Annotated in this window: 11 protein-coding genes; all 11 read right to left on the bottom strand. The window is 69.4% G+C overall.

The window, feature by feature from the left end; translation table 11 throughout:
- Positions 1 to 348, bottom strand: coding sequence for a flagellar biosynthesis regulator FlaF (flaF, locus tag ASG48_RS16470; RefSeq protein ID WP_055852387.1), 348 nt, complete (start codon positions 346 to 348; stop codon positions 1 to 3).
- 205 nt (positions 349 to 553) lie between these two features.
- Positions 554 to 1,594, bottom strand: a complete 1,041-nt coding sequence (locus tag ASG48_RS16465) for a flagellar hook-associated family protein (protein ID WP_055852384.1) — start codon at positions 1,592 to 1,594, stop codon at positions 554 to 556.
- 5 nt (positions 1,595 to 1,599) lie between these two features.
- Complete coding sequence (gene flgK / locus ASG48_RS16460; RefSeq protein ID WP_055852381.1) at positions 1,600 to 3,768, bottom strand: flagellar hook-associated protein FlgK; 2,169 nt, start codon at positions 3,766 to 3,768, stop codon at positions 1,600 to 1,602.
- Positions 3,769 to 3,878: 110 nt separating this feature from the next.
- On the bottom strand, positions 3,879 to 5,609 hold the full coding sequence (locus tag ASG48_RS16455) for a flagellar hook-basal body complex protein (RefSeq protein ID WP_055852377.1): 1,731 nt from the start codon (positions 5,607 to 5,609) through the stop codon (positions 3,879 to 3,881).
- A gap of 213 nt (positions 5,610 to 5,822) precedes the next feature.
- Positions 5,823 to 6,494 carry a response regulator transcription factor gene (locus tag ASG48_RS16450; protein ID WP_055852373.1) on the bottom strand — a complete coding sequence of 224 codons (672 nt, stop codon included), beginning with the start codon at positions 6,492 to 6,494 and terminating at the stop codon, positions 5,823 to 5,825.
- Positions 6,495 to 6,710: 216 nt separating this feature from the next.
- Complete coding sequence (locus ASG48_RS16445) at positions 6,711 to 8,345, bottom strand: flagellar hook-length control protein FliK (RefSeq protein ID WP_055852370.1); 1,635 nt, start codon at positions 8,343 to 8,345, stop codon at positions 6,711 to 6,713.
- The gene (locus ASG48_RS16440; protein ID WP_055852367.1) at positions 8,342 to 9,889 is read right to left on the bottom strand and encodes a hypothetical protein; all 1,548 of its coding nucleotides are present in this window, start codon (positions 9,887 to 9,889) and stop codon (positions 8,342 to 8,344) included. The genes ASG48_RS16445 and ASG48_RS16440 overlap by 4 nt, the downstream gene beginning before the upstream one ends.
- The gene (locus tag ASG48_RS16435) at positions 9,886 to 11,013 is read right to left on the bottom strand and encodes a flagellar motor protein MotB (protein WP_244486930.1); all 1,128 of its coding nucleotides are present in this window, start codon (positions 11,011 to 11,013) and stop codon (positions 9,886 to 9,888) included. Before ASG48_RS16435 ends, ASG48_RS16440 begins: the two co-directional genes overlap by 4 nt.
- Entirely contained in the window at positions 11,010 to 11,984 is a 975-nt protein-coding gene (locus tag ASG48_RS18875) for a hypothetical protein (RefSeq protein ID WP_055852364.1), read from the bottom strand. The genes ASG48_RS16435 and ASG48_RS18875 overlap by 4 nt, the downstream gene beginning before the upstream one ends.
- Before the next feature lie 3 nt (positions 11,985 to 11,987).
- A complete protein-coding gene (fliF, locus tag ASG48_RS16425) occupies positions 11,988 to 13,664 on the bottom strand; it encodes a flagellar basal-body MS-ring/collar protein FliF (RefSeq protein WP_055852743.1) in 1,677 nt (558 codons plus the stop codon).
- Between the two features lie 204 nt (positions 13,665 to 13,868).
- Positions 13,869 to 13,980, bottom strand: a 112-nt coding sequence (locus tag ASG48_RS18055) for a flagellin (RefSeq protein WP_280138022.1), incomplete at its 5' end; no start/stop codon positions are given.

The raw sequence follows: 13,980 nt of genomic DNA, 5'->3' as shown, positions 1-13,980 counted from the left end.
TCACTCCAGCCCGTCGCGGATGGTGCGCGTCACGTCGGCGATGGCCGCGAAACTGTCCGTACGCCCCATGCGGATCGCCTCGGTCTCGCGCATCACCCAGAGGCCGATCGAGATGAGATTGGCCTTCAGCTCGTTCGGCAGCTGGTTCTCGGCATTGGCGAGATCCTCGATGAGGATCGTCCAGAGATTGCGCGTCACGTAGATCGCCTCGATCGCCTCGCGCGAGCGGGTGGATTTCCCCTCGACGCGCTCGAGGAGGGCGATGGCGTGGTCGAGAGCCTGGCGTTCGCGGTCGCGCGCGGTCGCCGAAGAGTCCTCGTTCACCTCTGCATAGGAGAATTGGTACATTCCACCCCTCGTTGTGACGCGACGCTCCGGCCGTCATGGCGGAGCGAGAGCCGGTCGCCGTCGCCAGGACGCAGCCGGAATTCGTGATATGCGAAGCGTCCTTGCGGACATGCGCGGGGCCCCTGCCCCCCGCCGATCTCGTCGCGGACCTTTCGGCCGTCGGCCGCGCGGGTCCTCACGCACCGGGCCCGGGCCCGGCGCGGCGTCAGATGTAGTCGAGGATCGAGAGCTGCAGGATCTGCCCGGCCGCCTTGTAGGAGACCTGCAGCTGCGTCTCGAGCTGCTGCATGCGCAGCGCCGCCTCGGACTGGTCGACACCTTCGAGACTGTCGAGCGACAGTTCCATGATGTCCTTCTTCTGCGTCAGCGTGGTGTTGGCGTCGGTGATGCGGTTCTGCCGCAGGCCGATATCGGCCTGGATCGCGGTGATGCCCGCCATGCCCGTGCTCAGCTTCTGCTGCGCGGCGGCGGTGACGACGCCCATCGCCTTGACCGAGAGATTGCGCGTGGCGAGGTCCATCACCATGGCGTAGCCCGCGGTCAGATCGCGGAACGCCTCCTCGTTGGCGCTGACGGTGCTCTCCACGCTCTGGCTCTCGGACAGGCGCGAGACGACATTGTCAGAGGAGGCGTTGGAGAAGGGCTGCCACGTTCCGTCCGAAGCCGTCTGGAAGAGCGCCTTGAACGGGCCGTCGAGATAGGCCGTCATCTGCGCGTCGGTCAGCTGGTCGGCCGTCGTGGAGATCGAGGCGAGATAGTCGTCGAAGCTCTGCACCACGTCCGAGCGCGGCGCGCTGCCCTCGACATAGGCGTTCATCGGCTTCTGGTCGGTGTTCTGCCCGGCGAAGAGCGTCTGGCCGTTCAGCGAGGTGTTGAGCATGCCGGTCAGCGTCTGCATGGCGGAGGCCGCCGTCTGGACGGTGGACTGCAGCACCTTGGGATCGGTGAAGCCGAGGATCAGCGCCTTGTTGAGATCGCTCGCGGAGGCCGCGACCGTGTCCAGCACGTTGTCGATGGCGCCCAGCCGGCTGTCGACCAGCTTGTTGGAGGCGAGCTGGCGCTCGGTGGCCGAGCCTTCCAGCCGGAAGGACAGGGCCGAGCCCGTGCGGTTGCCGAGCGTCATGCCGACATCGGCGTAGCGGCCGGTCGTCGCCTCCGTATAGGCCTGCTCGACCTGCGCGTGGACCCTTTGGATCGTGGATCGGATCGTCGTGGAGATGGCGAGCGTGGAGAGGGTGACGGTCATCTCGATCAGCCGAAGTTCTGGAAGAGTTGCTGGTACATCGCGTCGACGGTCGAGATGAGCTTGGCGGAGGCCTGGTAGGAGCGCTCGATCTCGATGAGGCGGGTCAACTCTTCGTCCATGTTGATGCCGGTCTCGCTGGAAAGCGTGGCCTGCGTTGCGGAAAGAAGCGTGGTCTGGAACTCGACGCTGCGGTTCGTCAGCGAGCGCGCCTCGTTGACCCAGGAGACCGAGGACGTGGCGAAGTCGAGGACCGAGCCCGTCGGGTCGGCCCCGGCCTCGCCGGAGAAGCCGCGGCTCGTCCCCAGCGCCGCGAGCAGCGCGTTGATGCGTCCGTTGAAACCGTCGGCCATGGTGGGGTTGGAGAGATACTGGCTGCCGTTGATGCCGCCGTCGCGGATGAGCTGCGGATTGCCCGCGACCGCCGCCGAGACGGTGAGCGACCCCGCGAGCCCCTTGATCGAGATCGGCGCCGCGCCGGTGGCAAGACCGCCGGTGCGGCTCGGATCGTCGCCCGCCGGGCTGCCGGTCACGTTCCTGATCTCGATCGTCGCACCGCTTCCCGTCGCCAGGCTGGAGAGCGTGATCGCGCCCGTGCCGGCATCGACGGCGAAGGCGACCTTGCCGGAGCCGAGCGCGGTGCCGGCGGGCACGGCCTTGGCCGCATCGATGGCCGCCTTCATGTCGGCGGCGAAGCTCGCGGCCGTGGGCGTGCCGGTGAACGTGTGCGCGGCGCGGTAGGTCGTGCCGGCATAGACGATGTCGAAGGTGACGACGTCGCCGGCGCCGATCGTGCCGGCGTCGAAGGTGAGGCCCGTCAGCAGGGCGGGCTCGGTGACGGGGCCCGCCGCGGCGAGGCCGCCGTCCTTGTCCGCGTCGCTGGCGCGCGCGGCGACGTCGGTCACGGCGAAGGCCATGTAGGCCCCTGCCCCGCGCGGCGTCATGGTGATCGCGCCGCTCGCCGAATCGATGTCCACCGCCACGCGCCCGGCGCCGAAGACGACGCCATCGGCCGAGAAGGCCGTGTCGATGGCGGCCTGGACGCCGGCCTTGTAGGCATCGGCATCGGCCGGCGCGGTCGTGAAGACGTGGCGCGCGGTGTAGGTCTCGTCGCCATAGGTGAAGGTGAAGGTCAGCGCGTCGCCGGCTTCCACCGCGCCGTCGACGAAGGTGCCGAGGGCGGCGGTCGGCGTCGGCGGCACCTTGCTGGAGCCGAAGAGGCCCGTCATGTCGGACAGGTCCGAGCCGTCGCCGTCGGCCTCGGCGAAGGCCGCCACGAGCCCGCGCGCGATCTCGTCGAGCTGCGCCTGGTAGGTCGGGGCGATCTCGTCGCGCAGCGCCATGAGGCCGACGACCTTGCCCGAGACGAGCGGCATCGTGGCGTTCTCGCCGGCGACGACCACGCCGTCGATGCGCATCACGCCGCCCGTGGCGACCGTCGCGTCGAGGACGTTCGTCTTGGTGAACTCGACCTTGCGGGCGTTGGTCTCGAAGAGCGCCACGCCGCTGTCGGTATAGAGGAAGACATCGTTGTTCTCGCGGGTGCGGACCACGACGCCGGTATATTCGGAGAGCTCCACGATCGCGTTGGCGCGCTGGTCGACGAGACCGGTGACATCGGCGCCCGAAACCGTGCCGGAGATGATCTGCCGGTTCAGCAGCTCGATCTTGGACAGGAGCGAGTTCATCGCGTCGGCGGAATCGGCGAGCGCCTTGTCGGCGCTCAGCCGCGTCTCCAGGACGGTGTCGGAGGCGTCGTTGAGCTTGCTGGCAAGCGTCTGGGCGGCCATCTGCGCCACGCGCGCCAGGTCGTAATTGCCGGGCGAGGCCGAGAGATCGGCGAGCGCGTCGGCGAGGCTGGCGATGAGGGCTGCCGGCGAGGAGCCGCCGGCCGTGTCGCCGACCGTATAGTAGAACTGCTCGAGCCCGTCGGCGATCGTGGTGGTCTGCGAGACGGCCGCCGTCGTCAGCAGAAGCTTGCCGAACACGCCGGCATTCGTCGTCTGGGTGATCGAGCGCACCTCGACGCCGCCGCCGATGGTGCTGACGACGTTGGCCTGCTTGCGCGTCGCCCCCACCGTCTGCGCGTTGGCGATGTTGGCGGAGGTGATCGCGGTCTGCGTCTGCAATGCCCTGAGCGAGGAGGTTGCCGTGCGAAGGGCGCTGGTAAGCGACATAGCGACTGTCCTTGGGCGGTTTTGCCCGGGCGGTGGGAAAGGATGGAGGCGGCGCGAGGCGCGGCCTGCAGGCAGGCCGGCGCGCGGGAGGCGCGCCGGCGAGAAGCGCCTCAGCGCTTCAGATTGACGAGGACGTCGAGGATCTCGGACCCGGTCTGGAAGACCTTGGAGTTGGCCGTGTAGCTGCGCTGGGACTCGATCATCGTCGTCAGTTCGCTGGCGAGATCGACGGTGGACTCCTCCAGCGAGCCGTGGACGAGATCGCCGAAGCCGCCCGAACCGCCGTAGCCGAGCAGCACGCCGCCCGAGGCCTGGCCGATGCTGTAGGCGTTGCCGGCGACGCTGAGCAGGCTGTCGGGGCTCTCCACCTTGGCGAGCGGGATCTTGTAGAGGTCGACCGACGTGCCGGAATCGAAGGTGGCGGTGACGAGACCCTCGGCGGAGATGGTGATCTTGTCGATCACCTGCGCCGGATTGCCGTTCACCTTGGCCTCCAGCGGCTGCGTGGTGCCGGTGTATTGCGTGGTGTTGGAGAGATCGAGGGCGAAGTTGGTGGAGCCGCCGATCGAGGACAGGTCGATGTTGAAGATGTTCCGGCCGGCATCCTGCACCGATGCGGACGCACCGCCCTGCACGTCCGAGATCCTGGCCAGCTGGAAGGTCGTGCCGTCGAAGTTCAGCGTCGCCTGCGCGATCGGGTCGGTGCCCGAGCCGCCGTAGGGGAACGGTGCCGTGGAGGTGCCGACCGCCGCGGTGCGGCTGTCGAACACGGCCATCTCCCACGTGTTCTTGGCCGTCTTCGTATAGTAGATGTCGAGCTTAATCGCCTCGCCGGAATTGTTGTAGACCGTGATCGAGGTCGAGATCGTCGAGTTGCTGCCGACGGTGTCCGCCGTGTTGTCCGTCGGGCGGAAGGCGACCGTCCCGGTCGGGGCCGTGGCGGGCGTCGCGTCGAAGCCGGTGAAGGTCGGCGCGGTCGGGAACGGCGCCGTGCCGCCCTGGACGAGAGCGATGTTGGAGATGGCGATGGAGCTGTCGGTTCCGATCTCGTCGGTGTTCGACCGGACGACGAGCTTGCCGGACTTGTCGACCGAGGCGACGCCGGGCGCCTGTGCGTTGATGGCGTTGGCGAAGTCCTGAGCCGTCAGGCTGGAGAGACCGGCGGAGGTCGCCGTCGAGACGACCTCGATCGGCAGCGCCGTGCCGCCGTCGATCGCCAGATCGAACGTGATCTTGTCGCCGGGCGTGGACGTGCCGCCCGTCACCTTGAAGGCGCCGGTCTGCGTGAAGGTGGCGGCCGTGCCGGGGACGAACGTGTCGTTCAGCGGAACGGTGAGGATGCCCTCGGTCGTGGGGTTGGAGCTGAGGAGCGCCGTGCCGAGATTGATCGGCTCGAGGCCGACGAAGCTGTTGAGCGCCGGCGCGGCGGCCGTCTGCGAGTCCGCGGGATAGCCGACCAGCGTGTAGCCGGCCGCGTTCACCATGGAGCCGTCGGCCTGTTTGGTGAAGGAGCCGGCGCGGGTCAGGAAGTAGCCGCCGTCGCCATCCGTCACGACCAGGAAACCCGTGCCGTTGATCGCGAGATCGACCTTGGAGGAGGAGGTGTTGTTGCCGGTCGCAGTCACCGAGCCCTGCTCGCTGACGAGGCGCCGGACATTGGCCTGGACCGTGTCGGAACGGAACTCGCCGTTCGAGGAGCCGAGCAGGGAGGAGAACTCGACCTGGCTCTGCTTGTAGCCGTTGGTGCTGGAATTGGCGATGTTCTCGGAGACCGAACCAAGGCGAACGGCCTGGGAATTCATACCGGACACGCTGGTGCGAAGCATTCCGCCGATGCTCATGGCCAAACTTTCTCTGGAAGGAAACCTCCGGGAATGTCTAGGGGCCGAAGCTTGTCCCAAGCTGCCGGATTCCGGCCAAACGGCGGCGGAAGGAAGACTAGATTTTGGGATTGCAACAAAAAACCCGCCGGTTCGCGGCGGGTCTTTTTGTATTGGTAAATTTTTACTTAACGCTTGCTTTGCAGCCGCGAGGCGGCGCGGCGGCAAAGCCCGTCAGACGCCGATGCCGTAGCCGAGATAGCGCATGGACGAGACCGGGTCGTAGCCCAGGCGCATCTTCAGCTTCTTGCGCAGCTTGGAGATGTGGCTCTCGATGACGTTCTCCTCGACGTTCTCGTCGAAAATGCCATAGATCGCGCTGAACAGCTGCTGCTTGGTGACGCGGCGTCCGTAATTGGCGACCAGATATTCCAGGATGCGGCGCTCGCGGCGCGGCAGCATCATGGCCGAACCGGCAACTTCCGGATCGCGGCCGTCGGAATAGACGCAGATCTCGCCGACCACGGTGCGGCTGCGGTCCGAAGCGGCCTCGCGGCGGCGGATGGCGCCGACCCGGGCCAGGATCTCCTTGACGTGGACGGGCTTGGTGACGACGTCGTCGATGCCGGCGGCGAAGAGGTCCAGCGTCGAGTTCAGCGCCTTGGTCTCGGCGAGCGCGATCAACGGCGCCGTGGAGCGGCTGCGGACGAGACGCGTGAAGGCATGACGCTCGGGAAAGTCCCCGAGAAGGAAAGCTTCGACCGCCGACACGTCAGCATCGGCTGCGGTTTCGACCCAGTCCTTGAACTCGTTCACTCCGAAGCCGGCAGCAGAGACACCCTCGCCACCGAACATCGACTTGTACCCGGTCGTCACAAGATCTCGGTTATCGACCACGACAATCATATTAGCCTCCGCCTCGGCTGTGTTTCGTTAACGATATTGATACCGAAACGGGCGGCTGAGGCGCTATCCCTAAAACTGATGATAGGGTTAATGATCGGTGTCGGTGAGGCGTAAAAGCGGCGCCGGCCTTGCGCGCCCAGCTTCGTCAAAGGCTCGCGCAAGGCCCGCAAATGGTCGCTTTCGGCGCGCCGCGGGACCCTGCGTTGCCCGAATGCATCACAGGTAGGTCGTCCCTGAACGGCGGCCCGGCGCCTCGGTGCCGGCAGCGCCCGGACGGGCGGCCGCTTGACGAAGGGTCTCGTCCTCGCCGCCGCGCGCGCGCCGGTCCGGCGACTGGCCGTCGGACCCGCCCGAGGCCTGCCCGCCGCGGTTCTGCCCGGCGGCCGATCCGTCCTGCTGCCCCTGCGCATCGGCGGAGGGCCTGGCGGCGAAGCTCGACACGTCGCGCGTCTGGATGACGATCGAACCGTCGTCGAGCGAGAAACCCGCATGCTCGAGGAGCTTGCGCAGACCCTCGCGATCGCTCGCCAGCACCTGCGCGGTGTGGCGTTCGGTGGCCGCCACTTCCAGCGTCAGCTTTCCGTCGATGAGGCGCATGGAGACGTCGAGGCGGCCAAGATCCTCGGGCTGCAGCTGGATGGTCAGCGTCTTCAGCGCGGCGCCGCCCGCCTGCATGCGCAGATGGGTCTGGCCGGAGGGAAGATCCGCCTGGCGCTGGGCGAAGCCGCCCGCACCGCCGAAACTGTCGATCACGCGGCCCGCGACCTGGCTGGTGAGCGAGGCGATGCCGGCGAGCGGCGTGCTCGTGCCGCCGGTCGTCGTCGCGGCGAGGCGGCCGGTACCGGCCTCGTCGGCGCCGGAGGCTGCGGCGGCCTCCAGGGCGGCGGAGCGGCGGGGCGCGCCCTCGCCGTCCTCGCGCCGGGTCGCGGCGACGCGCGGCAAAGGCATTTCGGTCCTGTCCTCCGGCGCGGGCAAGGCGTCCTCGCCGGCCGCGACGGACTGCGCCGCCTCGCCCGCGATTTCGGACGCGCGGTCGAGCTTCGGGATCTCCTCCCCGGCGCGCAGGCGCGCACGGGCCGGAGCGCCCGGCGACAGACCGGTCTCGCGCGGAATTCCGGCCCCGGGCGCCGCAGGAAGCGTGATTTGCGCGGCGGCGGCCGGCACCGAGCGGTCGAGCCGCTGGAGAACCTCGTCGAAGCTCAGCTTGATCGCCGGCGCCTCCTGGCTCTCCGGTTCGGCGCCGTCGTTCCCGGCGCTGCCCTCTACCAGGACCACGTCGCGCACCGTCGGCTCGAAATGCGTCTCCATGCCGAGAACCTCGAGGCGCACGGTCCCGCGGGCGCCGGTGCCTTCCGCCGCGCCCTCGCCCGTCCCGGCTTCGTCGCCGAGAACCGGCATCGCCGCAGAACCCTGCGGCTCCTCGCCCTCGACGTCCCGTCCGCCTTGGGCCGGAGGCCGGACCGTCGCGAGGCTCGAAATGACCTGTCCGAGATTGAGCGGGTCCACGGGCGTCGCCGAAGCCTCGTCGGCCTCCTGGTCGAGCTCGGCTTTCGTGCCGTCGTCGCGCGCGATCGTCTCCCGGCCCTTCGACGTGCCGTCGGGACGCGCCGCGTGCCCGGACGGCGCCCGGACGGGCCCGCGGGACTCCGGCCGCTCGTGAGGCTTCGCGGCCTTCTCCGGCTTGCGTTCGGCGCGCTCGTCCGGCTCTGCCGACGGCGTCTCGCCCGCAGGCTCCTTCGACGCCGCGCGCACCGCCCGGTCGAACTGGTCGCCATAGTCCGCGCCGCCCTTGCCGGCACGGCCAGGTTCGGGCGCGAAGTCCGGCATCGGCGTCCAGGTCTGCACTTTCATGGCTGCACCTTCCCGAGATCGGCGGAGACCTCGTTCAACAATTGCTCCGCCCGGCTCACGACGGCCGAGGGCGCGACGCCCTCTTCGGCCCCGGCCTCCGCCTCGAGCCCACTGAAATCGATCGAGCGGTCGATCTCGTCGACGACCGAGTGGGCGGCCTCCAGGAGCGTCACGTCCTCCGGCTGCAGGACCGCGCGGTCGATCGAGGCGACCTCGGCCATGACCGTGGGATCGCCGGACCGGCCGGCCGTGGCGGCGAGCTTGTAGAGGCGCGCGCGTTCGAGGTCGGCGGGCGTCGCCCCGGCGGTCGCGAGCGCCGCGTCCGCGGCAAGCTCGGCGAAGCGCAGATTGCCGGCGACGAGCGTGCGCCGCGCGGCCGCGAGATAGATGCCCCTGCGGTCCGCGTCCGGCAGCGCCGCGATGAGATCGGTCATGGTCGCCATCGCCTCGTCCGGATCGGCCTGGCGGGCGGCGTAGGTCGCGACGAAGCGCGCCTGGAAATTGGCGGCGTATGAGGAGCCGGCATAGCGGTCGAAATACTGCCGCGCCAGGCTGTCGGCCCGCGCGTGGTCGCCGAGCCCGTCGACGATCATCGCCTCCAGCCGCAGCGCCGCCTCCTCGATCAGCCCGCCGGGCGCCAGAAGCCGCGCCCGGTCGAGATGGGCGACGGCGATCGCCGGCGCGTCGGTCTGGCGGATCTGGCCGAGGACGAGGTTGAGATGGGCGGCGAGCCCCGGCTCCAGCGTGGACAGGTCGAGCCCGGCGAATTGCGTCTCGGCGCGCTTGAGATCGTTGCGCACATAGGCGGTCGCCCCGTCGACCAGCGCCTTCTGGCTCTCGTCCAGCGCGCCGCTCGTCTGCAGCCGTTCGAGAAGGTCGGGCGTGCCGCCGGACAGGGTGAAGAGGACGCCGGCGCGCAGGTTGCGCGGGTCCTTCCAGATGGCGGGATCCATCTGCAGGAAGACCGGGGCGAACCGCTGCAGGAGCAGCGCCTGCACGCGGATGGCGCGGCCGTTGCCGTAGGCCACCTGGTCCTGCAGGAACTGGATCGTGCGCACGATGTCGAAGGGCATGGTCTGCCGCGTGGCGGGCGGGGCCGCCGCGTGCCCTTCGCCGCCGTGCTCCGGCGCTGCGGCATGGTCCGGTTCGGCCGCCGCAGCCGGCGCCGCGGTCTCGGCTCCGGCTTCGGACGCGGCCTCGGCGGTCACCGGATAGGGCTGGCGCGGCGGGCCATCCGCCTCGCCCGCGCCGGCGCCTGCGCGCCCGAGCGTGACCGAGCGCGCGGCCGTCTCGGCGTCGATCGCATGGGCCTTCGGCGGCGCGACGACGGGACCGTCGCCGGAAGGGCCGACATTGCCGGTGGTCATCGGATCGACCAGCGGGATGCCCTCGCCCATGGGGGCTGCGCCCGGCGCCCGCTCGACGCCCGGCCGCACCGCCACGACCCGGGTCGCGAACTCGTCCTTCAGGACGAGCGCTTCCGTGGCGTGGACCGGCTGCGAGAGGAAGGTCGCCGCCGCGAGGACGGCCGGGCGCAGGCTCATGGACGGGGCTCTTTGAGGAGGATCTCGATGCGCCGGTTGACGGCCGCGAGCGGATCGGCGGGGTCGCGCGGCTTGCGGTCGCCATAGCCCTCGATGCTTTCCACCCGGCTCTCGTCGAGACCGCCGCGCGACAGCATGTAATAGGCCATGTGGGCGCGCGAGGTGGAGAGGCGCCAGTTGTCGTAGTTCTGCCCGGCATAGGGGCGCGCATCCGTGTAGCCGCGGATGACGAGATCGCCCTTCTTCTCCGAGAGGATGGCGGCGATCTTCTCCATCATGCGGATCGTCTCCGCGCGCGGCTTGGCCGAGCCGATCTCGAACATGCCCGTCGTGAGCGAATCGGCGAGCGAGATCGTCAGACCCCCGTCTCCCTCGGTGACCTCGATGCCCGAGCCCGAACCGGGCACGGCCTTCTCGATCTCGGCCTTGAGCGCGGCGGCCTTGGCGGTGACGCTCTCGCCCTCCGGCAGCGGCACGTCCGGCGCGGCGGCGGCGGCGGGCGCGGCGGGTGCCGGCGGCGGCGCCACGACGTCGGTCGCCACCGTCTCGAACTCGGACGGGCGCATCTTGGCCGCGGGATCGGTGGCGGTGGAATTGGGCTGGAGCTGCCAGGAGGTCGGGTCGAACGGATCGCGGAACGCCTCGCCGCCGTTCAGGCCCGGCAGGCCCGTGCCGTCGGGCACGCCGCCCTCGACCTTGGCCGAGGAAGCGTCCTGCGCGGTGATCTCCGCCAGGACGGCGTAGGGATCGCGGAAGATCGCCTGCTCCTCGCCGCCGGTCGCCTCGCCCGCGACGGGCTTGGGCTCCACCGCGCCGGGATTGACGGGCTCGCCCTCCTTGGCCGCGCCGCCCGAGGGCAACTGCGTCTGGCCGTCGTCGATGCCCGGCGAATTGGGCGTGACGCTGTTCAGCTGGATCGGGTTGAAATATTGCGCGACCTGCTTCTTCGTCTTCTCGTCCGTGGCGTTGACGAGCCACATCACGAGGAAGAAGGCCATCAGCGCCGTCATGAAGTCGGCGAAGGCGATCTTCCACACGCCGCCATGGTGATGGTCCTCGTGCGCCTTGTTGCGGCGCACGATGATGATCGGCTGGACGGGCGGCTGGGCGTCTATCTGGCTCACGAAAGCGCCTCTTCGAGCGCCTGCTGCCAGGAGGAGAGACGCGTCTCGATGACCGTGTTGTCGGCGTCGATGCGCACTTCGGTGCGCGTCTCGTCGACGGCGAAGGAGACGAGGTCGGCGCGGTCGCCGAGCCGCTTGCCCATCTCCTCGAGGAGATCGGCAGGTCCGGAGGCGTTGATACGGTAGGGCTGGCCGTCGAGCGCGATCGTGCGCACGGCGTCGACGAGTTCGTCCACCGTCTGGCGGCGGCGGGCGTCGAGCGCGAGCGGCCGCAGCACGGCCTGGAACGTCTCCTTCAGCACGCTCTCGAGCTGGGCGAGTTCCTCGCTGATGTGGCGCGCCAGGCGATCGGCCTGCAGCTCGGTCCATTCGGCCCGCGCGCGGGCGAGCGTCTCCTGATGCTCGGAAAGAAGCTCCTGCCGGATCGCGGCGAGGCGCGTCTCGATCTCGGGCTGCATTTCCTCGCGGGCCATGCGCCGCCCGTTGAGCATGCCTTCGAGCCGCGCCGAGACGCTTGCCTGGTCGAGTTCGGCCTTCATCTGCGCGCGCTCGGCCTCGTAGGCGGCGCGCTCGGCGGCGAACTGCTGGCGCTCCTCCTCGAGGATGCGCGCGCTGACCAGCGGCTCGGCCTGGACGGGCGCGGCCTTCGGCGCGGGGCGGAAGGCGGGCCGCACGGCGACCGGCTCGGCAAGGCGCTGCTCGGGGGCCGCGATGCGCTGGGGCGCGGGCTTGGCAGGTGCGGGCTTGGCAGCGGCGGCCGGGCGGCGCGCGGGGCGCTCGGCCGCCTCCACGACGCCGGCTTCCAGCGTCTTCAGCGGCCGCGTCGCCAGGCGTCGCTCGCCGGTCGGGGCCGGCTTTCGGGCGGCCAGGCTGCGCACGGCGACGGGCTCGGCCTTGGCGGGTGCGGGAGCACGGAAGGGGGTGAAGTCGTCGCCCGAGCGTTCCGCGAAATACTGTGCGAGGGAAATCATGGATCAGGCCGCCTCTTTCTTCTCGTGAATCCAGGTCTTGAGGATCGAAGCGACCTGCACTTCGTCGTAGTCGATGAGCTTCTCGAGGCGGGCCTGCGGCGAGTTCGCCGCGTTGCGGGTCAGGTCCTCGATCATGAAGTCCGAGCCCATGCCCATGGCGCCGCCCATGAGCGAGCCGTCCATGCCCATGCCCATCTCCTGCCCGAGGCCGAGCCCTTCGAGGCCGGCATTCTGCAGTTCGATCGAGCCGTCGGCCGCATCCTGTCCGCCGGCGGGGGCGGCAATGGCCCGGATGGCCGGCTTCAGGCCGAACCAGATGAGGAGGACGGCGACGGCGAGGATGGTGAGGGCGTTGATGAGCGTGCCGGACTGGCGCATGGCCATTTCCATGAAGCTCGGCGCGGGGATCGGGTCGAGGCTCTCGCCGTTGGAGACGAAGTCCACCGCCGTCACCTCGATCTGGTCGCCGCGGCTTTCCTGGAAGCCGGCGGCCGAGGCGACGAGGGCCCTGATGCGGCCGATGGCGGCGTCGCGCGCCTCGGGCGTGGCGTCGGTGCCCAGCGTCTCGGCGAGGCGCTTGGAGTTGACGACGACGGCGACCGAGAGGCGCTTCACGTCGTAGCCGTCCGAAACGGTCTGGGTCGTGGTCTCGTTGATCTCGTAATTGGTGAGTTCCTCGCGGCGCTCCTTGGCCTCGCTCGACTTGGTGCCGTCGGCGGGGGCCGCCCCTTGCGCCTGCTGCGGCACGTTCTGGTCCACGGTCGTGGCCGCGTTCTGCTCGCTGTCGGTGCTCTGGCCGGTTTCGCGCACGGTGCGGGTCGAGCGCTCGACGCGGCCGTCCGGATCGAAGACGCGGCTGTTGACGGAGCGCTTGTCGGTGTCGAGGCGGGCCGAGACGCTGGCCTGGAAATTGCCGACGCCGAGATAGGGCGCGAGCGTGCGCCGGATCGTGTCCTCGACATTGCGCGAGACGACCGCCTCGAAGCCCATCATCTTGGAGGGCGCGGCGGTGGAGGAATCGTCGCCCGAGGCGAGCAGCGTGCCGTCGGTGTTGATGACCGTCACCTGATCGATCGACATGGCGGGGATGGCGGCGGCGACGAGATGGCGGATCGCCTCGGCGGACTTGAAGTCCTCGGCGTTGTCGGTGCGCACCACGACGCTCGCGGAGGGCTTCTGCGTCTCGCGGCGGAACGTGCCGGGTTCGGGCAGGACGATGTGGACGCGGGCGGCCCGCACATCCTGCAGGGTCTGGATCGTGCGGGCGATCTCGCCTTCGAGCGCGCGCACCTTCGTCACTTCCTGCATGAAGGAGGTCAGGCCCATCGAGCCCATCTTGTCGAAGAGCTCGTAGCCGGCATTCTCCGAGCGCGGCAGGCCCTTCTCGGCCAGCAGCATGCGGGCGTTGGCGGTCTGGCTGAAGGAGGTGGAGACCGTGTCGCCGGCCGCGTTCACGTCGAAGCGGATTCCCGCATCGGTGAGTTCGGCGCCGATGCGCGCCACGTCCTGCCGGTCGAGACCGGTATAGAGGACCTCCATGTCCGGCCGCGACAGATAGTAGGTGCCGAGCCCCACCACCGAGACGACGAGCACGCCGATGAGCGCGAGGGCGCTCAGCTTGCGTGCGCCGAGAGCGCTGAGATTGCTGACGAACTGCTGGGCTTGAATGCCGCCGAACATGGCCATGGATGACGCCTGAGAGAACTGCGGGGAGATCGCGTTGCGCCGCAATCTGGCGTCTCAAGCTTGTGCGGACGTGTCGGACGCCCGAGACGAAGTCGCCCCCGATCCTTTCGGACCGGGGGCGTTGGGGGCCGGAGAGGCCGCGCGGAAGTCGTTCGGTTCGTAGTGACGCCTACCCGATAGTCTTATCTTCCGTCTGGCCTACTGAAAAAGAGACAGGACGTTCTGAGCCGACTGGTTGGCGATGGAGAGGGCCTGGACGCCGAGCTGCTGCTTGACCTGCAGAGCCTGGAGCTTGGTGGACTCCTCGTTC

The sequence above is a fragment of the Aurantimonas sp. Leaf443 genome, assembly GCF_001425575.1.
Lineage (GTDB): Bacteria > Pseudomonadota > Alphaproteobacteria > Rhizobiales > Rhizobiaceae > Leaf443.
This window is presented reverse-complemented; position numbering and strand designations above follow the sequence as displayed.